Source organism: Sutterella seckii, from assembly GCF_009183815.1.
Lineage (GTDB): Bacteria > Pseudomonadota > Gammaproteobacteria > Burkholderiales > Burkholderiaceae_F > Sutterella > Sutterella seckii.
Genome location: NZ_WEHX01000001.1, coordinates 49,831 through 71,873, shown reverse-complemented (window position 1 = coordinate 71,873; position 22,043 = coordinate 49,831). Strand labels below are relative to the sequence as shown.

Here is a 22,043-nt window from a genome sequence, read left to right as displayed (position 1 = left end):
GAAGAAAATGCTGTCTGAAAACTATTCCTATGCAGAACGCCCCGCAGCCCTGATTCTCGGTCGCCGCGGCTTTCTGAAAGTGAGCGGCCTCTGCGTCGGTGCAGCCGTCGTCTGCGGCTGGGCCATCGGCGACATGGTTGCCCGCCGCAACTCGATCATTCTTGCCCGCCAGGCCGGCCTTTACAAGGATGACAAGCTCTGCCAGGCCATGGGTCTCGCTGCTTCCCACCAGAACACGGTGGTCATGTCCGTTTACAAGGATATGAAGGCGAAGCCCGTCGACCATACGATGCACGAACTGCTTCACACGCACTACTATTCCCGCTCCATGCTTGCCATGACGGAGGCTGCTCATGTCTGATATTTCTGCCGCCCCCAATGACCGCATCCTGCGCTTCCATGCGCCGGACAAGGTCTTCCACTCGGTGAACGCGATCACCTGGTTCGCGCTGCTCTTCACGGGCATGTACGTCTACTTCTGCAATCCCTCCGACGAGGCTGCGGAAACGGCGATGATTGCCCACCTGATCATCGGCGCCGTCTTCACCTTCAACCTGCTCGGCTTCATTGTCATTGCTCCGGATCGCTTCGCGCTCATCATGCGCGCCTGCATGGAGTGGGACAGCAACACGCTGCGCTGGTTCCTGAACTTCGGCAACTATCCCCGCCGCTTCTTCGGCATCCCGCTCGGGCCGGAAACGGTTCCCCCGCAGGGCCGCTACAACGGCGGCCAGAAGGCCTCCTATCTGCTCTTCATGGGCATGATCGCTGCTCTCGCGGTCACGGGCTGGCTCCTCTGGCTCGGTGCTCCGGTTACCGGCAAGCTCGTCTACTTCCTGACGTTCTACTTCCACGTCTGGGGTTCGATCATCATTTCGATCCTCGTGGTTTGCGCTCACATCCCGCTCGCACTCCTTTCGATGTCTCACTTCAAGGGCATCTGGCGCCTCGGCCCGGGCACGATCTCGGTGGAAGCCGCCGAGCATCACGCTCCGCTCTGGTTCAAGCGTGACGTCATCCGCACGGACATCGAGAAGTAATTTGATACTTCTTACCTGAAAAAGGCCGGATCCCAGGATCCGGCCTTTTTTCTTAAACTCACGCGAAGCAGGCTGTTCCCCGACAGGCTGCGGCAGACAACCAAAATCAACAGTCTCTATCGGAAGCGAGCCATGTTGAACACCTTCAATACGCCCAAGGGGCTCAGAATCCATATCGGCCTTTTCGGCCGCCGCAACGCCGGCAAGAGCTCTCTTGCCAATGCGCTCACCAATCAGCACATTTCCATCGTCTCGAACGTACCAGGCACCACAACCGACCCGGTGGAAAAAGCCTGTGAACTGGCACCCATCGGCCCCGTAGTCTTTATTGATACTGCCGGCGTCGATGATGTCGGAGAGCTCGGCGCCGCCCGCGTAGAGCGCTCCAAAACCGTATTGGAATGGACGGACATCGCGCTGATTGTGGCAAGTGCCGCCGGACTCGAACCCGACGACCGTGAGCTCGTTGCGGATGCCAAGCGGCTCGGAACGCCGGCAATTCTTGTGCTCAACAAGGCCGGCATTAAGGCTCCCTCTGAAGAAGTTCTAGCGGATGCACGGCAGTACGGGCTGCCCGTCGTCGTCACCGATGCCGTAACCAGGCTCGGAATTGATGACCTGCGCCAAACGATCATCCGCATTGTTCAGGAAGACACCGAACCCGACCGGCCGCTCTGCGGCGACCTTGCGCACGCGGGCGACACCGTTCTGCTTGTCACGCCGATTGACTCCGGCGCCCCTAAAGGACGCCTCATCCTGCCGCAGGTGCAGGCTATCCGAGAGCTTCTGGATGCGCATGCCAAAGCCTATGTCATTCAGCAGGACCGTGTTGCCGAAGCCATCGCCGATCTGAAAAATCCGCCCGCCTTCATCATGACGGACTCTCAGGCAATTGACGATGTTGCCCGGCAAGCGCCTGACTCCATCCCGCTCACGACTTTTTCTCTGCAGATGGCCTATGCAAAGAGCGACCTCATTGAGCTCGCCCGAGGTGCCGCCGCGCTTTCAAAGCTCAAGAACGGTGACCGCGTGCTCATCTGCGAAACCTGCAGCCACCATCCGCAGAAGGACGATATCGGACGGCTCAAGATTCCGCGTTGGCTGAAGGAGAAAACCGGACTCGACCTCAAAATCGAAGTTGCCGTCGGCAAGGACTTCCCTGACGACCTCACTTCTTACGCCGTCCTCATTCAGTGCGGCGGCTGCGTCGTTACGCGCCGCCACATGCTCATGCGCCTGAGACGCGCTATGAGTCAGGGGGTTTCCATGACAAATTACGGCCTGGCCATCTGCTACCTGCGCGGACATCTCGAACGCGTCCTCTCGTGCCATCCGGAAGCGCTTGAAGCTTTCCGCAAAGGCCTCAGGTCATAACGGAAGCAGAAAAAAGAAACCCGGATCGCCATTGAAAGCATCCGGGTTTCTTATTGAGGGCGAATGAATTAGAAGATCTGGTTCATTTCACGCGTGGTGTGGAAGGTTACCTGCGGCCAGTGCTTCATCGTCGTCTCAAGGTTGTAGATCGACGTTGCAAGATAAACCTCGTTGCCGTTCACATCCGTTGCGAGCCTTGCAGCCTGCTCCGCCTCGAAGTCGCGCTTTGTCTTCTCATCCGGGAAGGAGAGCCAGCGCGCGGTCGAAACATCCGTCGATTCGTAGATCGCATCGACCTTGTATTCATCCGCGAGACGCTGGGCAACAATTTCAAACTGCAGCTGCCCGACGGCGCCGAGCATGATGTTGCCGAATTCGCCGGTGAAGACCTGGATGGCGCCTTCTTCGCCCAATTCCTGAAGGCCCTTCTGAAGCTGCTTGGCTTTGAAGGGGTCCTTGCTTCGAGCGGCACGGAAGAGTTCCGGCGCAAAGTTCGGGATGCCCGTGAACTGCAGCTTCTCACCAGAAGTGAGCGTATCGCCGATATGAAGCTGCCCGTGGTTGTAAATGCCGATGATGTCTCCGGCCACGGCGTCCGTCATGATGACGCGATCCTGCGCCATGAAGGTAAGCGCATTGGGGATCTTCATCTCGCGTCCTTCACGGACATGGTAGGTCTTCATCCCGGGCTGATAGCGCCCGGAACACACGCGGAAGAATGCAATTCTGTCGCGGTGACGGGGATCCATATTGGCCTGGATCTTGAAGACGAAGCCCGTGAACGGCGTCTCATCGGGTTCAACCATGCGCACGCCGGCATCCCGGGGCTGGGGCGGAGGCGCCCAGTCGACGAGTGCATTGAGGACATCTTCGACGCCGAAGTTGTTGACACCGGAACCGAAGAAGACCGGGCTCTGCTCGGCAGCGAGGAATCGCTTGAGGTCAAAGGGATCCGTCGCCCCCTGGACGAGCTCAATCGACTCGCGCACATAGGGCATTTCCATCGGAAAAAGCTCATCGAGCTCAGGGTTGTCGAGCCCTTCAATCAGCTCACGATCACTCGTAAGCCGGTCTTCGCCCGGCGTAAAGCGCACGAGATGATTCTTCACCAGCGAAAAAACGCCGCGGAAGGTCTTTCCCATGCCGATCGGCCAGGTGATGGGAACGCACTGCAGCTTCAGAACCTGCTCGATTTCAGAGAGAAGATCAAGCGGATCCCGAACTTCACGGTCAAACTTATTGATGAACGTGATGATCGGGGTGTTGCGCATGCGGCAGACTTCAAGAAGCTTGATGGTCTGCGCCTCAACGCCCTTGGCGGCATCGATCACCATCACTGCAGCGTCGACCGCCGTCAGCACGCGGTACGTATCTTCTGAAAAGTCCTCGTGGCCCGGGGTGTCGAGCAGGTTGATGACATGGTCGCGGTAATGGAACTGCATCACAGAGCTCGTCACCGAAATGCCGCGCTGCTTTTCCACCTCCATCCAGTCGGAAGTGGCATGGCGCGCCGCCTTGCGGCCCTTTACAGCACCCGCCATCTGGATGGCGCCGCCGAAAAGAAGAAGTTTTTCCGTGAGCGTCGTCTTACCGGCGTCAGGGTGGGAAATGATGGCGAAAGTACGGCGTGCCTCGACGTCGCGCACCAGCGCCGGATTGGGACTCGTCATGTGAAACGATCGAATGAGTGTGAAATCAGGCATCTGCGGGCTCGCCTCTAATGCTCGAACCGCGCAAACGAAAAGCTGCTTATTTTAGCAAGCCTTCTCGGCACTTACGCACCATTCGGAGCGCGTCATGTCCTCAGCGGAAAAACGAAGCGAAATATTTCGTTACGGATCGATTTAGAATGGAGCCGTTTGCCCATTTTCTGAGGTCCAATTGAGATGAGTTACTTTCCCAGCTGGAAGCTGAAGACTTCCGGAACCATTGCCCCGGATGAGCGCCTGCCTGCAGGCCAGACGCTTGCACTCGGCGTGCAGCACGTCGTTGCCATGTTCGGCTCCACTGTTCTGGCGCCGCTCCTTATGGGGTTTGATCCCAATCTCGCCATTCTGATGAGCGGCCTCGGCACGCTCATTTTTTTCGTCCTCGTGGGCGGCCATGTACCGAGCTACCTGGGCTCGTCCTTTGCCTTCATCGGCGTGGTCATTGCTGCAACGGGATACGCTGCGGGTTCGGGACCTAATCCCAATATTCCCGTGGCGCTCGGCGGCATCATCATCTGCGGCCTCATTTATTGCGCCGTGGGCCTCATCGTCATGAGCACCGGCGTCAAATGGATCGAACGGCTTATGCCTCCGGTCGTTACCGGCGCCGTCGTCGCGGTCATCGGCCTCAACCTCGCGCCTACTGCCGTCAAGAGCGTGGGTCCCACGGACTTTGACGCCTGGATTGCCATCCTCACGGTGATCTGCGTAGGCGGCGTTGCCGTTTATACGCGCGGGCTCATTCAAAAGCTTCTGATTCTCGTTGGCCTCTCGCTCGCCTATGCGATCTACGCCATTCTTACGAACGGCCTCGGGCTAGGCGGCACGCCGATCAATTTCGGACGCATCGCCGAAGCCGCCTGGTTCGGCATCCCGCAGTTCGAGACTCCGGTTTTCTCCATCTCCGCCATTACGCTCATCGCACCGGTCGTCATCATTCTCGTTGGCGAAAATCTCGGCCACATCAAGGCAGTAACGGCAATGACCGGCCGCAACCTTGACCCTTATATGGGGCGCGCCTTCCTCGGCGATGGTCTTGCGACAATGTTTTCCGCAAGCTTCGGCGGCACGGGCGTGACGACTTACGGCGAAAACATCGGCGTCATGGCGGCGACCCGCGTCTACTCGACTCTGCTCTTCCCGGTTGCCGCAGTCTTTGCGATCATCCTAGGCTTCTCGCCTAAATTCGGCGCCGTCATTCAGACAATTCCGCAGCCGATTCTCGGCGGCACCTCCATCGTCGTCTTCGGCCTCATTGCCGTCGCTGGCGCCCGCGTTTGGGTGGTCAACCATGTGGACTTCGGCGACAACCGCAATCTGATCGTTGCTGCCGTCACGCTGATCCTTGGCGCCGGCGACTTCACGATCCATATCGGAAGCTTCACGCTCGGCGGCATCGGCACGGCTACATTTGGAGCCATCATCCTCAATGCGCTCATGGAACTCGGCGAACGCCACGTTCAGGGCGAAAAGGAACCTGAGCCCCATGAAGCCGACCTTGACGGGAAATCACAGTAAGCCCGGCTGCATCTTCTGACTTCCTGTTGAGAAAAGCCTCAGATTCCTTGAGAGTCTGAGGCTTTTCTTCTTCGTTATTTCTGAGTCATCTCATCAGCGGCGAAGCTTCGCAAAAGCAGCGCCGAGCGCAGTATTGGTCCCGGCATTTCCCCGGTCAGATCGATCCCGGCTGACGCCCTTCGCCTGCCGCGACGCACCCCTCGAAGCACCGGCCCCTGCAGTCCCGTCCGAGCGCATCGAAAGCGAGATGCGCTGGCGCGCTGCATCCACATCGAGCACCGTCACCTTAACCACCTGCCCTACACGCACTTCCTTGAACGGATCCTTCACAAAATGGTCCGCGAGCGCAGACACGTGAACAAGCCCGTTCACATGCACGCCGACATCAACGAAAGCGCCGAAGGCTGCGACATTGGCAACCACACCCTCAAGCTTCATTCCCGGATGGAGGTCCTCAATGGTTTGGATGTCATCCTTAAATTCAGCCGTTTTAAATTCAGCTCTTGGGTCTCGCTCAGGCTTCTCAAGCTCACGGATGATGTCAAGCACGGTGGGCGCACCGAATTTTTCATCGGCATAATCCGCCGCCCGGATCTTCCCGAGGAGCGCTTCATTGCCCATAAGCTCCCGCACGCTTCTGAGCTTAAGCCGCGCAACCATTTTCGCCACAACCGAATAGGATTCCGGATGAACGCCCGTACCATCCAGCGGATTTGCCCCGCGATGGATGCGCAGGAACCCTGCGGCCTGCAAAAAGCGCGCATCCCCGAGATAAGGCACCTTGCGCAGCGCCTCGCGATCACGGAAAGCGCCGTTCTTTTCGCGATAAGCAACGATTTCCTGCGCGACGCGGCGCGTAAGACCGGCAATATGACTTAAAAGCTGAGGACTTGCCGTGTTGACGTCGACGCCGACGAAATTAACGCAGTCTTCAACAACCGCAGAGAGACGGCGCTCAAGCTTCTGATGATCCACATCGTGCTGGTACTGACCCACGCCGATTGCCTTGGGATCGATCTTCACGAGTTCAGCCAGCGGATCCTGAAGGCGCCTTGCAATCGAGACTGCCCCGCGGTAGCTGACGTCAAGCTCTGGAAGCTCCTCACTGGCAAGTTCTGAGGCGGAGTAAACGGAAGCACCCGCCTCGCTGACGATGACGCGCTGAGCCTTGACTTCCGGGTGCGCGCGCAGAACCTCGCCGACAACGGCCGAAGTCTCACGGCTTGCAGTCCCGTTTCCGATCGCAATGAAGGCGATTCTGTAAGGCTCAAGCATCTTCAGAAGCTTCAGCTTTGAAGCTTCGCGCGCGGCGTCGGACCCGTGCATCATGAGAACATCATGCGCGAGCACGCGGCCCGTGTCGTCAATGACTGCGGCTTTGACGCCCGTACGGAAGCCCGGATCAAGACCAAGAACGGCATGGTGTCCGGCAGGTGCTGCAAGAAGCAGGTCGCGCAGATTTTCTCCAAAGACGCCGATTGCCGTTTCTTCTGCACGCTCCCGAAGCTCTTCAAGAAGATCGCCCTCAATGGAAAGACGAAGCTTCACGCGCCATGTCCAGCGGCAGACGGTAAGGAGCCACATATCTGCGGCGCGCCCGGTTCGGCTGATGCCGAGAAGATCGGCAAGCCGCGCTTCCGCGGGATGAGGATCAAGCGCCTCATCTTCGGCAGGCAGCTCCACAGACACCGTAAGGAAACCCTCCCGGCGGCCGCGAAGAACGGCAAGCGCACGGTGCGACGGGACTTTCGAGAGCGATTCCCGAAAATCGAAATAATCACGGAATTTTTCCGCCTTTTCTTTTTCCGCTTCCACGAGACGAGAGACGAGCTCTCCCCGCGCAGACATGAAGGCGCGCAGATTTTCTCTCAGCTTCGCATCGAGACTGAAGCGTTCAGCAAGAATGTCTCTCGCGCCGTTAAGCGCTGCCTGCGCATCGGCAAAACCCTTTTCGGCATTGACGAAGGCGGCCGCCTCACGAAGCGGATCCAGCGTCCGGTTCGCGAGAAGCTTCTCTGCGAGAGGCTCCAGCCCCGCTTCCTTCGCAATGGCCGCGCGCGTGCGGCGCTTGCTCTTATAGGGCGCATAGAGGTCTTCAAGCTCCTGCTTGGTCTCTGCCTTCAGAAGGCGCTCCTTCAAAGCATCATCGAGCTTCCCCTGAGCATCAATTGCGGCAAGGATTGTCTCTCGACGATCATTAAGCTCTCTGAGATACACAAGACGCTCTTCGAGCGTCCGCAGCTGTGCATCCGTGAGTCCGCCGGTCATTTCCTTGCGGTAGCGGGCGATAAAAGGCACGGTTGCGCCTTCGTCGAGAAGTCTGACGGCCGCTTCCACCTGGGAGGAGCGCGCCGCAATTTCTTCGGCAATATGAGCGCAGATACGCGCACTGAGCATGTCGGTCATCTTTCGAAAACTCTGCGGTTAAAAGAAACGCCCGGAAAGGCCTTTTGCCTCATCCGGGCGTCGAATAATAGAGAAGACTCGCTTTAAGCGTGTGCCTCATGCGCCTTGAGCTCAACGAGATCATCAAGAATCTTCACAAGAATGCTCCGGTCCTTGCTTTCGTATGCAAGACGTCTGAGCTGATTGAGCTGAGCCTCCTGATGCGTTTCCTTCTGCGGCGGCTCGCGATCTTCATGATAGGTAAAGCGCACGAAAAGGCTTCCCTTTTCAGGCTCCTCAATCGTCATGCTGAAATCCGATGCCGGCCGTGGACCATCGGCATCAATATGCGCGTGATAGCTCCCGTCCGCCGAAAGTTCAATTTCTTCCTCGAACTTCAGCGTTCCGAAGCTGATCTCTCTCCCGAAGGTCACGGATCCCGGCGTTTTTCCCGGAACCTCCGCCTTCGTAATGCGGGAGCCGCTTACTTCCTCGATATAGTTTTCCGGATGCCGCGCGAAATCGGCGATGCCGCGCGCGAGATCCTCGCGGGTAAGAACAAAGAGAAGCTCCGGGATGGATGCCCGGATGATGTGCTCATGAAATTTCATAAACGAATCAAATTTGAATAGTACGGCGCGACTTTATCCCCTGAAGCCTTCCTTCCAGCCACTGGCTGTAGCGCGAAATGATGAAGCTCGAGACAAAATAGACCATCACGATGAAAGCGTAGCCTTCAATGAAATAGGGCCTCCAGAGGGCATCCCCAAGCGCAAGCTTGAGCGACCCGGTAAGGTCGTACATCGAGACTACCATAACAAGCGAAGTGTCCATGAAGCAGGACAAAAGGCTGTTGACGAAAGCTGGAATGATCGCTACCAGGGCCTGAGGAAGAATAACGCTCGTGTAGCACTGCCGTTCCGTAAGCCCCAGCGAACGAGCAGCAGCAAACTGCCCGCGTGGAATGGTCTGAAGCCCGCCGCGAACGGTTTCTGCCATATAGGCGGCCTGAAAGAGCGTAATGCCGATCGTCACTCGCCAGAAGGCATCTACCTTCATCCATTCCGGCATCAGGAGTGGAAAGACGAAAGCCGCAACGAACAGCACGGTGATCAGCGGCACGCCGCGCACGAGTTCGATGTAGCCTGTTGAAACGGCAGAAATGATGGGCAGTCTGCTGCGACGTCCGATGGCAAGAAGAATGCCGAGAGGAGAGGACGCCGCCATGCCGAGAAGTGTAAGAATCACCGTCAGCGGCAATCCGCCCCACATGTCGGTACTGATTTCTTCCAGTCCGAAAATGCCGCCGATCATCAGAACGAAGAAGGCGGCAAAGGATGCGACCCACCCCCAGAGAAGCATTCGCAGCCCCCGGTGCGACCAGAGAGACGGCACCGCGGAGATGACGAGCATGAGAACAATGATGAATGTGGCAAGCGCCGGCCGCCACTGCAGCTCATAAGGAAAGCGCCCGAAAATAATAAGACGCCATTTTTCGGTTACAAAGCCCCAGCAGGCGCCCGCAGCTTTCCTGCAGGCATTAACGTCGGCGCTCCAGACGGCATCGAGAACCGCCCACTTGATGAACCAGCAGAGGACGAAAAGGATGACGGCGCCAAGCACTACCGAAACCACGCTTGCCCCGGGTGAATAGAAGCAGCTCGCACGCAGCCGCTCCCAAAGACCTCCTGGAGTGCCCGTAATCTGAATTTCCGGCATGAGCGTCTCCTTACTGCGGAGCCCGCATAATGCGGGCATTGAGCTGATTCATGAAGACGGAGATGAGAATGTTCACCGTCAGATAAACGCCCATGATGAGGCAAATGACTTCCAGCGCCTGACCGGTAATGTTCATCACCGTCGTACCCACATTGACCAGATCCGGGTAGCCCACCATCACGGCGAGTGAAGAATTCTTGGTGAGCGTCATGTACTGGCTCGAAAGCGGCGGAACAATAAGCCGCATTGCCTGCGGAAAGATGATGTAGCTCACCGTTTCGCGCGTGCGGAATCCAAGCGCCGAAGCTGCATCCCATTGCGCAGGTCTGACGGACACCACGCCTGCACGGACGATTTCCGCAATCATCGCGGAGGTATAAAGCGTGAGTCCAAGCCAAAGCGTCAGAAATTCCGGCGTAAGCTGCGCGCCGCCGGACATGGAAAAGCGCGTTGCGACGGGGTGATTCCAGCCGCCAAATACGCCGAGAATCACCCAGACGAAGGCGAAAACCAGCACGAAAGCAAGAAGTCCGGAGCAGTTGGCAACGAGCGAGGTTTCGCGGCGGCGAATGATCCAGGCGATGAGGAATGCTCCGGCAAGACCTGCAAGAGCCGCAATGCTTCCTGCCCACTGCATCTCGGGGATGGCGAAAAGAAGGCCGGTTTTAGAGAGATACACCCAGTCGCCCAGGTGGAATGCCGCTCGAACGCCGGGCAGGAGTTCCGTCACCACCAGATAAAGCGCGAGGAGAAGCACCAGAAGCGGCACATTGCGGTAAGCCTCAACATGCGCAATACCGAGAAAACGCACGACGGCATTCCTAGAAAGCCGCATCAGGCCCACAACAACGCCCAGTACTGTCGCCGACACTACCGTGCAGGCGGAGACTCTCAGCGTATTGAGGATGCCCGTCGCAAATGCCTTCCACAGCGGATCATTGCTGGAATACGGGATCAGCTGATCGCTGATCTCAAAGCCCGCGCGATTCATCAGAAAATGGAAACCGCTTTTGATATTTTTCGCTGCAAGATTGGCTTCAACATTGGAAGCGAGCACTGCAATGAAAGCAACGAGAAGAAGGATCAATGCCGCCTGAAGCGTAAATTCACGCCGGCGGCGAATCTTCTCGCGCAAAATCCAAGCATCATCCCCGGGAACGATGCTGAAGCTCTCTCTAGAAAACATAACTTTCGGGATCGGAAATACGAAGAAGGCTCCAGGCAGCCAAATTGCCCGGAGCCTTTCGTCAGGTTCCTGAAGGAAAAAAGACCGTCAAATCAGCGAATCGGCATGGCATACATGAGGCCGCCGTCCGTCCAGAGACGATTCATTCCGCGGGGAAGATTAAGCGGGCTCGTCGGACCGAAATACTTCGTCCAGGATTCGCCGTAGTTGCCGACCTGCTTAATGATACGGTAGGACCAGTCCTTGTCGAGGCCGAGCATCCTGCCCATATCCTCGCCGGCGCCGACCAGACGCATCACATTCGGATCACGGGAATTCTTGCGCATGTCGTCCACATTCGCCTGAGTAACGCCGAGTTCCTCTGCCCCGAGGAAAGCCATGAAGGACCAGCGAACGATTTCAAACCACTCCCAGTCGCCTCGGCGCACGGCAGGCCCAAGGGGTTCCTTGGAAATCGTTTCCGGAAGAATGACGAATTTGGAAGGATCCGGCGCAATCATGCGCACGCCCGCAAGGTCGGACATGTCGGTCGTATAAACATCGCAGCGCCCGGAAATGAAAGCGCTCTGCGTAGCCTCCGTCGTGTCGAAGACCACCGTCTTGTACTTCATGCCGTGCGAATGGAAGTAGTCCGCCGTAGTCTTTTCCGTGGTTGTGCCCGTCTGCACGCAGACCGTTGCGCCATCGAGCTCCTTCACGCTTTTAACGCCGAGCGAAGCAGGCACCATGAAGCCCTGACCGTCATAGTAGGAAACAGCGACGAAGACGTTGCCGGTGCTGGCATCCCGGGTCATCGTCCAGGTGGTATTGCGCGCGAGCATGTCGATCTCGCCCGAAGCGAGTGCGGCCATATGCTGCGTCGAGGAAAGCGGGACGTACTTCACTTTGTCCGCATCGCCAAGCACGGCCGCAGCAACCGCACGGCAGGTATTGACGTCGAGGCCCTGCCAGCGTCCCTGACTGTCGGCGCTTGAAAAGCCTGGAGCAGACGTATTGACGCCGCAGACAAGCTGGCCGCGGGACTTAACCCGATCAAGTGTTTCGCCGGCCTGCGCCGGGAGCGCGACAGCTGCGGCCGCAAGAAGAACTGCAGCGGAAAGGAGCTTGGACTTCATGGCAAAAGGTTCCTCAGATAAACGAAGGGATAGAGCTTTCCGACAGGATAGATGCCGGCCCGAAGCGGCTGAGGCGCAGTACGGCGGCTCCGTGAGAAAACGCTTGAAGGCTGAAAGAAAAAATACCCTTCCAGGCGGTTCAACCCCGGGTCTCAGCGCTATTATTTAAGAAAATAACGCGAAAAAACAAGTGGTTAATAAGGAATTCATGGTAAAATCTCTGACCTGTGTTCAATATAGCGGAAATCTGCTCATTTCAAAGCGCCGCCAACATTAAGAATCGCGGTGCGAGCGTGCATCCCGACTCTCATACGGACCGCGCTGAACCAAGATTTTCCGGAAATGCTTATGGATTCCCTGCCGCAAGTTGCGGCGCTATTCGGCCTTGTGCTGCTCAGCGCCTTTTTCTCGTCTTCTGAAATCTCTCTCGCTTCTGCATCCAAGACGCGACTGCAGACGCTTGCGGATGACGGAGACAGACGAGCTGCGCTCGTCCTTGAGCTGCAGTCTCACCCAGGGCAATTCTTTTCGGCGCTCCAGGTGCTCGTGAATGCGGCCGCGCTTTTGGGCGCGTCATTGGAGACGCGGCCTTTTCTCCGTTCTTCGACTGGGTCTTCTCGATCGTTCTTCCCGGGCAGAACCTCTCGCACGTGAGCTTCATCATTTCCTTCATCATCGCCACGACGCTCTTCGTCATTTTTGCGGATCTGCTCCCGAAGCGTCTTGCCATTGCGCGCCCGGAAGCGACTGCAATGTTCGTCGTGCGCCCGATGAACGTGCTGATCAAGTGCCTGCGCCCCATCGTGTTCGTCCTAGAGCGTCTCTCAGATGCCTGCATCCGTTCGCTCGGGATGCCGACAAAGCGGCAGGAGACCATTACATCTGAAGACATCCTCGCGAGCGTCGGCGCGGGTGCCGCAGCAGGCGTCATTGCTCCCGAAGAGGAAACCGTCATCCAGAACGTCTTCGAGCTTGAATCCAGGCTCGTGCCTTCTGCGATGACCGCACGCGAAAGCATCGTCTACTTCACGCTCGACGAAACCGACGAAAGCATCCGGGCGAAGATCTCCACTGTTCCCTACAACCGCTTCCTCGTCTGCGACAAAGACCTCGACCATGTCGTCGGCTTTGTCGACTCCAAGCACCTCCTGCGCCGCGTCCTTGAAGAAAAACCCATCCTTTTCCAGGATCCCGAGCTTCTGCAGGGCGTGCAGTTCATTCCGGACTCGCTGACGCTTTCCGAAGTCCTCGACGTCTTCCAGCGCACGCATACCGACTTTGCCGTCATTCTCAATGAATATGCGCTTGTGGTCGGCATCATCACGATCAACGACGTTATGGCAACCGTCATGGGAGACCTCGTCACGAATGAAGATGACGTGCAGATCATCCAGCGCGATGCAGACACATGGCTCGTTGACGGCGCCACGCCGATTGACGATCTGGAGCACGCCCTGGAAATCGACGAGCTTCCTGAAGACTCTGCCTACGAAACCGTTGCGGGCTTCATGATGTACATGCTCAGAAAGATTCCGAAGCGTACCGACAAAGTGGTCTGCGCCGACTATACGTTTGAAGTGATGGACGTCGACAACAACAAGATCGATCAGGTGCTCATCACCAGAAACAAGAAAAAGATCGAGAAGCCTGCCGAATAACGGCTGAGCCTCCGCAGAAGAAAAATCCCGCGACGGTTCTTTCGTACGCGGGATTTTTCATTTTTCAGATCAGCCTTCCGCCTTCTTTGTCCTGCGGGCCGCAGGCTTCGCGGCGCTCTTCTTTGCCGCGGTCCTGCGCACAGGCTTCTTAGCCGCTGCCGACTCTTCCTCAGCCTCTGCGGATTTCGCCGCATCCTTTGCGGCGTCTTTTTCCCGCTTTTCGAATTCGAAGGCTACGGTCTTCTTCTTCGGATCCCAGACGAGATAAGACTTGAAGGGCCGGTTCGTGCGCTTGGAAATAAAGCCGTCGAGCAGATGCGTCCTGCCCTCCGCCAGAAGCGTGGCCACTTCCTCTCGCGTAATCGTCCGCTGCAGAATCGTGCGGCTCATGCGGAAAGTACAGGTGCGGGGCTCATTGACGGCGTGCTCGCAGATGTAGTGATCGCCAAGCTCAAGGACTCGGCCGCGGCAAAGCGGGCAGTCGCCCACAACCGGAGCTGAAGCGATTTCCTCTGCGCCGACTTCAGGGCGTTCCTCAAAGTCAAAGCGCATCCCCCATTGCCCTGTTTCCTTGTCTTTTTCAAGCACAAGCTCGCTCTCAAAGGGGAATCCTCGGCGGCTGACGAAACCCGTGAGAGGACCCACGCGATGATTGGCGAGAAGCTCCTCAACCTCTTCGGCTTCAAAAGCACGACCTGATGGGTGCTTCGAAAGCGAGAAATAGCAGCCGGGCGTCGTGCAGGCAAAACGCTTGTAGTTTTCAACGATTTCACCGCCGCAGGCCGGGCATCTGTTCTTGAAGTGAATAGGGTTGACGATCGGCACGCTGTCGCCTTCATACTGCTTGGCAACAGCGACCATGTTTTCCGTCATTTTGCGGATTTCCGCCATGAAGTCGTCGCGCGATCCCTGACTGTGTTCAATCTGAGCGAGCTTGTACTCCCATTCCGCCGTAAGCCTCGGCTGCGTAAGCTCGTCGATGCGAAGACCGCGCACGAGCTGCATGAGCTGAAATGCCTTGGCGTTGGGCACAAGCGCACGCTCTTCACGACGCAGATACTTCTGCTCAATGAGGCCCTCAATGGTCTGCGCGCGCGTAGCCGGCGTACCGAGTCCCTTTTCCGCCATGGCATCGCGCAGCTCGTCCGCTTCAAGCTTCTTGCCTGCAGACTCCATTGCAGAAAGGAGGGTCGCATCCGTAAAGCGCGCCGGCGGCCTTGTCTGATCGGCAAGAGACTCGATATGCGTCGTCAGAACCTTCTCGCCGTTTGAAACGGGGACAAGATCGCTCTGCGTACGCACAGCTCTCGAAGCCACTTCCATCCAGCCCGGTTTCGTGAGCACCTTTCCTTCCGTCAAAAAGACCTCGCCCTCAACCTGGGTGCGGCGGGTTGTAACGTTGAATTCAGCGGCAGGGAAGAAGACCGCCATAAAGCGGCGCACGACGAGGTCGTAGATTTTCTGCTCGGTTTCCTCAAGCCCCTTTGGAATTTCGCCCGTCGGGATGATCGCAAAGTGGTCGCTGATCTTCTTGTTGTCGAAAACCCGCTTGTCATGCGGATTCACCCAGCCGTTCGTCAGGATCTTGGCGGAATAGGCGTCGTATTCGGGAAGCTTCTGCAGATGAGCAAGCGTTTCCTTTACCGTCGGCGCATAGTCGTCAGGCAGTGCCTTGGCATCCGTACGGGGATAAGTCAGCACCTTGTGGCGTTCATAGAGACGCTGCGCAATGGCAAGCGTCATCTTGGCAGGGAACCCGAAACGGCTGTTGGCCTCACGCTGCAGCGACGTAAGGTCGAAAAGCGCAGGCGCAAGCGATGTCGCTTTTCGGCTTTGTTCCGTTACCGTACCCTCGCGGCCTGCGCACTTTGCGACAATTTTCTCGGCATCAGCCGCGCTCCAGATGCGGTCGGCGCGAAGCTCTGCCGGCATGCCCTTCGTTTTCGTAAAGTCAGGAGCAATCCACTTGCCTTCATACTCGCCGACCGCGGCCTTGAATGTGGCGTGGACCTCCCAGTAATCCTTCGGCTTGAAGTGATTGATTTCCTCTTCACGCGCGACCACGATCGCGAGCGTCGGCGTCTGTACGCGGCCGACAGTTGTGAGGAAAAAGCCTCCATCCTTGGAATTAAAGGCAGTCAGCGCACGCGTGCCGTTGATGCCGACAAGCCAGTCCGCTTCGGAACGGCTCCTTGCAGCAGCTTCGAGCGGCTTCATTTCTTCGTCGGAGCGCAGCTGCGTAAAAGCTTCCTGAATGGAAGCCTTCGTCATCGACTGCAGCCACAGTCTGCGGATCGGCTTTTTGCTGCCGCAGGCCTGAATGATGTAGCGGAAAATAAGTTCGCCCTCTCGCCCCGCATCGCATGCATTGATGAGATCCGTAACAGCACGGCTGCGGATTTTTTTCGCCAGCGCCGTGTATTTGCTCTCCGACTTCTTAATCGGCTGCAAATCAAAATAAGGCGGAATGACCGGCAGATTCGCGAATGACCAGCGTCCGCGCTTGACGTCGTATTCCTCCGGCGCCTTGATTTCAAGGAGATGCCCCACTGCCGACCCGATGATCATGTCATCGCGCGTCCAGAACTCGCCGTCTTTCTTAAAGCCGCCGAGAGCACGGGCGATATCGCCTGCTACTGACGGTTTTTCTGCAATCACCAGGGTCTGCGCCATGGCATGTTCTCCTTACGACGGAAGCGGTCTGAAGTGGGTTTGGGTTCTGAAAAGAAAATTTCAGGCACCCCGCTTGCGCGCGGGACAGCCTGAAAAGCAGGCGCATTATGTCATTTTTGAGGCTCTGGATTTTCTATGCCGAGATCTCTCAATGTTTCGACGAGCATAGCGCCTTCGCGTATAAGCGCATTCGCACCACGGGAGAGCGGATTATGAATGCTTCCCGGAATAGCGCCGACCAGCCCGCCAAGCTCAGCCGCCCGCCGTGCGATGTCGAGTATAGGGGCATGGCGCTCTGCCTCAATAACAAGCAGGCGTCGAGAGAAGCCGGCAAGGAGTCCGTTCCGCAAAGCTTTTGACGCCTCGCTCTGGGATGTTTCAGGAAGCTCCGCCGATATGAGAAGGCCCCCCGCGGCAAGGAGCGCCTTCAGCAAGCCGGTCATTTCCCGGGGCGCCCGCGCCGTACCGGAAGCCAGCAGCGCTGCGGGAGGAACCCCTTGATGAGCGGACAGCGCACCGGAAATAGCCGACGTCGGGATTCCGGGCTCTGCCGGAACCAAGACCGTCATGCCGGATTCGGCAATAGCCTTGCCGAAGAATTCCGCATTCCGAAGCCCTTCCTCATCCGCTGAGGCCGACCCGCATATAGTTGCGCTCTCTCTTAGCAAAACCGACTCATCACCCCTGGTAAACAACAAAAGAGGCGCCAGTCCGCTTTCGATGAGGTCCGCCGGATAAAGCGAATCAGCAATGGTGAGCACGCCTGTCTCCGGGGTGCTCAGAAGCCCCGCAACAGCAGAATCCGCTTCGTCGTCCACTGCGCCCCGGGCGGCGGCCACAACACCCTCAGCGGCCGGCATGCCGACAAGCCTTGCCAGATCAGAGAGCGACCCGGCGAGCACAGACTCCGCACTGCCGTAGACCTTCAGCAGTCTGACGGCTCCAAAAGTATCCAAATGACGCGCAAGGCTCAGTTTTATCCAGTTGCGCACATCTTCCTGATTCGTCTCACTTACGCGCATTTCTTCCGTTTCTCCCCGGCCATTTCCTCGATCCGCACAAGGTTATAATTCTCGGCCTTTTCATGTACATCCGGCTTCCCGCCATCGCGGGGAGGAGTATTCCGTGGCTTTGCTTCCCGTACTTCAGTATCCGCATCCTGCACTTGCCGCAAAGGCCGAGCGCATTGACGTTTTTGACGAAGACCTTCAGCGCCTTGCTGCCGACATGGCTGAAACCATGTATGCCGCTCCCGGCGTCGGGCTCGCAGCCAATCAGGTGGGCATTCTCAAGCGCATTATCGTCATTGACGTTACCGATGACAAAACCGGCCTGCGCGTGCTCTGCAATCCTGAAATCATTGAAGCGAGCGAAGAGCTTCAGGATCACGAGGAAGGCTGTCTTTCCCTCAAGGGGCTTTACGAACACGTGAAGCGCCCGGCGCATGTCCGCGTTCGCGCACAGGATGCCACCGGCAAGGAAATTGAACTCGACTGCACCGGCCTTCTTGCTGTCTGCGTGCAGCATGAAATGGATCATCTTGACGGCATCGTCTTTATCGATCACCTCTCCATGCTCAAGAAGCAGCGTGCCTGCACCAAGCTGCGCAAACTCCGTCGGGAGGAGCGGGAGAAGGAAAAGGAAAAAGCCGCACGCCGCTGATGCATACGCCCGCGCATCACGCCGGATGCGCGTGGCACTCTTCAGCGATCCATTTTGCATACGTCCCCATCAGAGATGGGGGCAGCTGATGCCCGAGGCCTTCAACGGGAATGAGCTTTGCCCCGCGAATCAGCCTTGCCGTTTCTTCTCCTGCTGCAAATGGAAGAAGCGGATCCTCTGTGCCATGGATAACGAGCGTCGGCGTGCGCAGCTGCCTGACTGCCTTTGCCCGGTTTCCGCTCGCAAGCAGCGCAATCAGCTGACGACGCGTTGCAACGGGATCGTATCCGATGCGCGGCGCGCTTCTTATCGCATCGTCCAGCTCTTCCGGAGTCGGCCTGTACTTCGATCCGGAAAGTGCCGTCAAAACAGTTTTGAAGTGCGCCTGTAGAGCCTCCGGCGAGGAAGCATCTCCTGTTCCAGCAACAGCAAGAATGGCGCGAAGAGAGCCCAAACCCGTTTTCGGATTCCCAACCGCTGACGAAATGGACGTAAGCGTCGCCACCCGGTTCGGACACTGCGTTGCGAAAACCTGCGCGATCATGCCGCCCATGGACACGCCCGCGACATGTGCGCGGCGGATGCCGAGGTGATCGAGAAGCCGCTCAATGTCAAGCGCCATGTCTTCAAGCGCATACTCCCCGGAAACGGAAAGTCCGAGCACTGTCCGAATGATTGCCCGGGCGACATCCCCGCGGCCAGGCTGCCAGCCGGTAAACCTGAATGACGAGCCGGCATCCCGATTGTCGGGCGTAATCACCTGGAGGCCCTCTGCAAGAAGCCCGGAGATAATGCCTTCGGGCCACGCCTCCATCGAGAGGCCCAGCCCCATCAGGAGCACCACTGCCGGCGCCTCGGGGTCGCCGTAGCGTCGATAGGCATAAGTGAGGCCGCCTGCATTCAAATATTGAAGTTCTTCCATAACGTCAGAATCCTTCTCTTTCACCTTATCGAGGCATCGTAGTCGATCCCTCTAAAATAGCGGACGATTCAGAATAAAACTCCCCTTCAGGCTTTCCTCATGAAGATCATTTTTGCCGGTACGCCGGACTTTGCCGCTGAAGCACTGCGTGCGCTTGCTGAAAACGGTCACGACATTGCTCTCGTGCTCACTCAGCCCGATCGCCCAAGCGGCCGAGGCATGAAGCTCACCCCTTCGCCGGTCAAAGTGCTTGCCGAATCCCTTGGGATTCCTGTGGAAACACCCGCAACGCTGAGCCTCAAAAAAGATCCTGAAGGGGCCGCAGCGATGCATGAAAAACTCCGCAACATCAATGCGGATCTGCTGGTAGTCGCGGCATACGGGCTGATTCTCCCGGAACCCGTTCTCAACTGTGCGCACGGCATCGGGAAAGCTGGCGACATCAAAGCGATCAACATTCATGCGAGTCTGCTGCCGCGCTGGCGCGGCGCAGCGCCTATTGCCCGCGCGATTGAAGCTGGCGACGCGGAAACCGGCGTTACGCTCATGAAGATGGAGCTTGGTCTCGATACCGGCCCCATGGTACTCGTGGAAAAAACAAAAATCGCCGATGACGATACGCATCTTTCCCTCACGGAAAAGCTCGCACGCATCGGAGCAGAGCTTCTGATCAAAGCGCTTGAAAAACCCGGCGATCTTGAATGCACTCCGCAGCCCGAAGAAGGCGTGCTTTATGCAGAAAAGCTTTTGAAGTCCGAAAGTCGAATTGACTGGAATGCAAGCGCCAAAGTTATTGCTCGCCGAATGCGCGCCTTCACGCCATTCCCCGGACTGCAGTTTGAGTACAGGAGCAATCCCGTCAAAGTCTGGCAGGCAGATGCCCATGAATGGCCGTCCGATGCCGCTCCGGGCACCGTTCTTAAAGCTGACGACGCCCTGCTGGTTCAGTGCGGTGAAGGAGCGCTCTCAATGGCCATCCTGCAGCGCGCGGGAAAGCCGCGCATGCCCGCTCACTCTGCGATCCAAAGCCTCGGCATTCAACCCGGCGACACGCTCAAATAACGGCTCCATCAGCTTTCGACACTCATTATTGCAAGTGACCATTTCCCATGACTCATGAATCTCCGGAAGCCGTAAAGCAGACTCGACAACTCCCGCTTCGCAGACTGCTCTCGCTTGCCGCCACGGCGCGTAAACAGATGAAGGGGGGATCATCCTTTTCTGCTGCGCTCGACGCTGCCGCAGAGGGGCTGCCGTCTCACGCGCGAGCTGCGCTGCAGTCAATCCTCTACGACCTCATGCGCAACCTTGCGCTTACCGGCGCACTGTCAAGAAAGCTTCTCAATAATCCCCCGCCGCCGCCGGTACAGAACATTCTCGAAGCAGCGCTCGCTCTTCTCATTACGAAGCGCTACAACGAATTCACGCTTGTAAGCGAAGCCGTGAATGCTATTCGGGCAGACAAGCGCACGCAGCGCTTCTCCGGCCTCGTCAACGCAGTCCTGCGCCGTTTCCTGCGCGAAAGCAATGGACTTCTCAAAGATCTGAACAAAATCCCGGAAGTGCGCTTCAATGCGCCGTCCTGGTGGATTGAGAAGATCCGCGCCGCGCATCCGCAGGAGTGGGAGAAAATTCTTCTGCTCCAGCGCCAGCACGCACCGATGACGCTGAGGGTTAACGTCCGCCGGACCACGCCGGCAGCATATCTGGAGCGGCTCGCGCAGGCCGGAATCCCAGCCCGTCAAATTGGACTTGAAGCCATTCTTCTTGAAAAGCCGCTTCCCGTTCATGAAATACCGGGATTTAGCGAGGGAGATGTATCTGTTCAGGATGCCGGAGCGCAGCTTGCCGCTCACTTTCTCCCCGTCAAGGCAGGAAACCGCGTATTGGACGCCTGCGCTGCTCCGGGAGGTAAAACAGCTCATCTGCTCGAACTTGCCGATTGCCAGGTAACAGCGCTGGAGGTTGCTCCCGATCGAGCAGAACTGATCCGTGAAACCCTTGGACGCCTTGGCCTCTCAGCGGAAGTTCAGGCTGCCGATGCTGCAGATACTCAAAAGTGGTTCTCAGGCGAACCCTTTGATGCCGTTCTCCTCGATGCTCCCTGCACCGCCAGCGGCATCGTAAGGCGTCAGCCGGATGTTCCCTGGTCGCGCCGCCCTGAAGACATCCGCCGACTTGCCAATGAGCAAAAAAGAATTCTGGAAGCGCTCTGGCCGTGTCTGAAAACGAACGGACATCTGCTCTTCTGCACCTGCTCGCTCTTCCCTCAGGAAGGACCTCTGCAGATCAAGGAATTTCTCGCGCGTCACCCGGATGCTTCGATGGTGCCGCTTGGCGAAACCGGGATCGGTATGATGAACCTTGTTCCGACAGAAGACGGCATCTGGCCTAATCCGCAAATGCTTCCTTCCGTGCACGACGGCTTTTTCTACGCACTGCTCAAAAAGAATTAATTTTCCGCAGTTTCTCCGGCATGTCACTTTACCGAACCTTCAGTTTGTCACGCATCGCTGCGCCTCTTTTATGCGCGGCGATGCTTGCGGCTGCCGGTTCCGCGGAAGCGGCAAGAGCTGAACTCATGAGTGCCGCACTTACTGTTGATGAGCCTGGCGAGCGTCCGGGGCTCTTCATAGAGGCGCATTACGAGTTTGACCTGCCAATGCCTCTGGTGGATGCCATGCACCGCGGCATTGCGCTCTACTTCACCTACAAATTCGAACTTTCAAAAGACCGCTGGTACTGGTTCGACAAAAATATCGCAGAAAGCGACTTCAACATCCGTCTGGCATTCAACCCGCTCACCCGACGCTATGCCGTTTCCTACAGCGGCATTTCTCTCAATTTTGATACGCTGGAAGAAGCGCTTCCCTACATCAAAAACATCCGGCGCTGGCGCGTGGCGTCTACCCGCGATGCTGCCGATTCAGGCCTTACTGCCGGCATCCGTTTTTATCTGGATGCAGGCAAGCTCCCGAAACCCATGCAGGTAACAAACCACGATTCAGGCGACTGGACCGTGGAGAGCGACTGGACACCTATAGCGCTGCCGAAGGATCTGACGCAGCAGGAGGATTAAGTC

Annotated in this window: 19 protein-coding genes; 10 read left to right on the top strand and 9 right to left on the bottom strand. The window is 57.5% G+C overall.

Annotated features, from left to right (window positions below):
* Positions 1-7 precede the first annotated feature (7 nt).
* The 3 genes from GBM95_RS00330 (at position 8) to hydF (ending at position 2,414) form a co-directional block, all read left to right on the top strand.
* Positions 8-361, top strand: coding sequence for an iron hydrogenase small subunit (locus GBM95_RS00330; RefSeq protein ID WP_139688274.1), 354 nt, complete (start codon positions 8-10; stop codon positions 359-361).
* Positions 354-1,040 carry a cytochrome b/b6 domain-containing protein gene (locus GBM95_RS00325; RefSeq protein ID WP_139688275.1) on the top strand — a complete coding sequence of 229 codons (687 nt, stop codon included), beginning with the start codon at positions 354-356 and terminating at the stop codon, positions 1,038-1,040. Before GBM95_RS00330 ends, GBM95_RS00325 begins: the two co-directional genes overlap by 8 nt.
* A gap of 132 nt (positions 1,041-1,172) precedes the next feature.
* Entirely contained in the window at positions 1,173-2,414 is a 1,242-nt protein-coding gene (hydF, locus tag GBM95_RS00320) for a [FeFe] hydrogenase H-cluster maturation GTPase HydF (RefSeq protein ID WP_152157258.1), read from the top strand.
* 68 nt (positions 2,415-2,482) lie between these two features.
* On the opposite strand, the gene GBM95_RS00315 is transcribed toward hydF, so the two are convergent.
* Positions 2,483-4,084: a peptide chain release factor 3 gene (locus tag GBM95_RS00315; RefSeq protein ID WP_152157303.1), complete on the bottom strand. Its 1,602-nt coding sequence runs from the start codon at positions 4,082-4,084 to the stop codon at positions 2,483-2,485.
* 210 nt (positions 4,085-4,294) lie between these two features.
* On the opposite strand from GBM95_RS00315, the gene GBM95_RS00310 reads away from it, so the two are divergent.
* Complete coding sequence (locus GBM95_RS00310; protein ID WP_404817480.1) at positions 4,295-5,641, top strand: solute carrier family 23 protein; 1,347 nt, start codon at positions 4,295-4,297, stop codon at positions 5,639-5,641.
* A 93-nt stretch (positions 5,642-5,734) separates the two neighbouring features.
* Here the strand turns inward: GBM95_RS00310 and GBM95_RS00305 are convergent, their stop codons facing one another.
* From GBM95_RS00305 to GBM95_RS00285, 5 genes are all read right to left on the bottom strand, one after another.
* Positions 5,735-8,047, bottom strand: coding sequence for a Tex family protein (locus GBM95_RS00305; RefSeq protein WP_152157256.1), 2,313 nt, complete (start codon positions 8,045-8,047; stop codon positions 5,735-5,737).
* Positions 8,048-8,130: 83 nt separating this feature from the next.
* Complete coding sequence (locus tag GBM95_RS00300; RefSeq protein WP_152157255.1) at positions 8,131-8,637, bottom strand: AtaL-like protein; 507 nt, start codon at positions 8,635-8,637, stop codon at positions 8,131-8,133.
* 7 nt (positions 8,638-8,644) lie between these two features.
* On the bottom strand, positions 8,645-9,745 hold the full coding sequence (locus GBM95_RS00295; RefSeq protein WP_152157254.1) for an amino acid ABC transporter permease: 1,101 nt from the start codon (positions 9,743-9,745) through the stop codon (positions 8,645-8,647).
* A 10-nt stretch (positions 9,746-9,755) separates the two neighbouring features.
* Positions 9,756-10,880 carry an amino acid ABC transporter permease gene (locus GBM95_RS00290; RefSeq protein WP_226963087.1) on the bottom strand — a complete coding sequence of 375 codons (1,125 nt, stop codon included), beginning with the start codon at positions 10,878-10,880 and terminating at the stop codon, positions 9,756-9,758.
* Between the two features lie 143 nt (positions 10,881-11,023).
* Positions 11,024-12,046: an amino acid ABC transporter substrate-binding protein gene (locus GBM95_RS00285; protein WP_152157252.1), complete on the bottom strand. Its 1,023-nt coding sequence runs from the start codon at positions 12,044-12,046 to the stop codon at positions 11,024-11,026.
* A gap of 342 nt (positions 12,047-12,388) precedes the next feature.
* Between GBM95_RS00285 and GBM95_RS12900 the strand changes: the two genes are divergently transcribed.
* Together GBM95_RS12900 and GBM95_RS12475 are read left to right on the top strand one after the other, a co-directional pair.
* Complete coding sequence (locus GBM95_RS12900) at positions 12,389-12,700, top strand: CNNM domain-containing protein (protein WP_319643755.1); 312 nt, start codon at positions 12,389-12,391, stop codon at positions 12,698-12,700.
* On the top strand, positions 12,697-13,704 hold the full coding sequence (locus GBM95_RS12475) for a hemolysin family protein (protein ID WP_264298054.1): 1,008 nt from the start codon (positions 12,697-12,699) through the stop codon (positions 13,702-13,704). The genes GBM95_RS12900 and GBM95_RS12475 overlap by 4 nt, the downstream gene beginning before the upstream one ends.
* 69 nt (positions 13,705-13,773) lie before the next feature.
* Here GBM95_RS12475 and GBM95_RS00275 read toward each other — a convergent pair whose 3' ends face one another.
* A complete protein-coding gene (locus GBM95_RS00275) occupies positions 13,774-16,377 on the bottom strand; it encodes a DNA topoisomerase III (protein WP_152157251.1) in 2,604 nt (867 codons plus the stop codon).
* A gap of 110 nt (positions 16,378-16,487) precedes the next feature.
* Positions 16,488-17,399 (bottom strand): DNA-processing protein DprA, encoded by a 912-nt coding sequence (locus GBM95_RS00270; protein ID WP_152157250.1) that lies wholly within the window; start codon positions 17,397-17,399, stop codon positions 16,488-16,490.
* Positions 17,400-17,502: 103 nt separating this feature from the next.
* Between GBM95_RS00270 and def the strand changes: the two genes are divergently transcribed.
* Complete coding sequence (def, locus tag GBM95_RS00265) at positions 17,503-18,039, top strand: peptide deformylase (RefSeq protein WP_152157249.1); 537 nt, start codon at positions 17,503-17,505, stop codon at positions 18,037-18,039.
* A 16-nt stretch (positions 18,040-18,055) separates the two neighbouring features.
* On the opposite strand, the gene GBM95_RS00260 is transcribed toward def, so the two are convergent.
* Entirely contained in the window at positions 18,056-18,961 is a 906-nt protein-coding gene (locus GBM95_RS00260; RefSeq protein ID WP_152157248.1) for an alpha/beta fold hydrolase, read from the bottom strand.
* Between the two features lie 99 nt (positions 18,962-19,060).
* Here GBM95_RS00260 and fmt point away from each other — a divergent pair, with 99 nt between their 5' ends.
* The 3 genes from fmt to GBM95_RS00245 all read left to right on the top strand — a co-directional run bounded on the left by fmt (position 19,061) and on the right by GBM95_RS00245 (position 22,040).
* The gene (gene fmt / locus GBM95_RS00255) at positions 19,061-20,023 is read left to right on the top strand and encodes a methionyl-tRNA formyltransferase (RefSeq protein WP_152157247.1); all 963 of its coding nucleotides are present in this window, start codon (positions 19,061-19,063) and stop codon (positions 20,021-20,023) included.
* 47 nt (positions 20,024-20,070) lie between these two features.
* Positions 20,071-21,417 carry a 16S rRNA (cytosine(967)-C(5))-methyltransferase RsmB gene (rsmB, locus tag GBM95_RS00250; protein ID WP_152157246.1) on the top strand — a complete coding sequence of 449 codons (1,347 nt, stop codon included), beginning with the start codon at positions 20,071-20,073 and terminating at the stop codon, positions 21,415-21,417.
* A 125-nt stretch (positions 21,418-21,542) separates the two neighbouring features.
* The gene (locus tag GBM95_RS00245; RefSeq protein ID WP_226963086.1) at positions 21,543-22,040 is read left to right on the top strand and encodes a DUF4390 domain-containing protein; all 498 of its coding nucleotides are present in this window, start codon (positions 21,543-21,545) and stop codon (positions 22,038-22,040) included.
* The last annotated feature ends 3 nt before the right edge of the window (positions 22,041-22,043 follow it).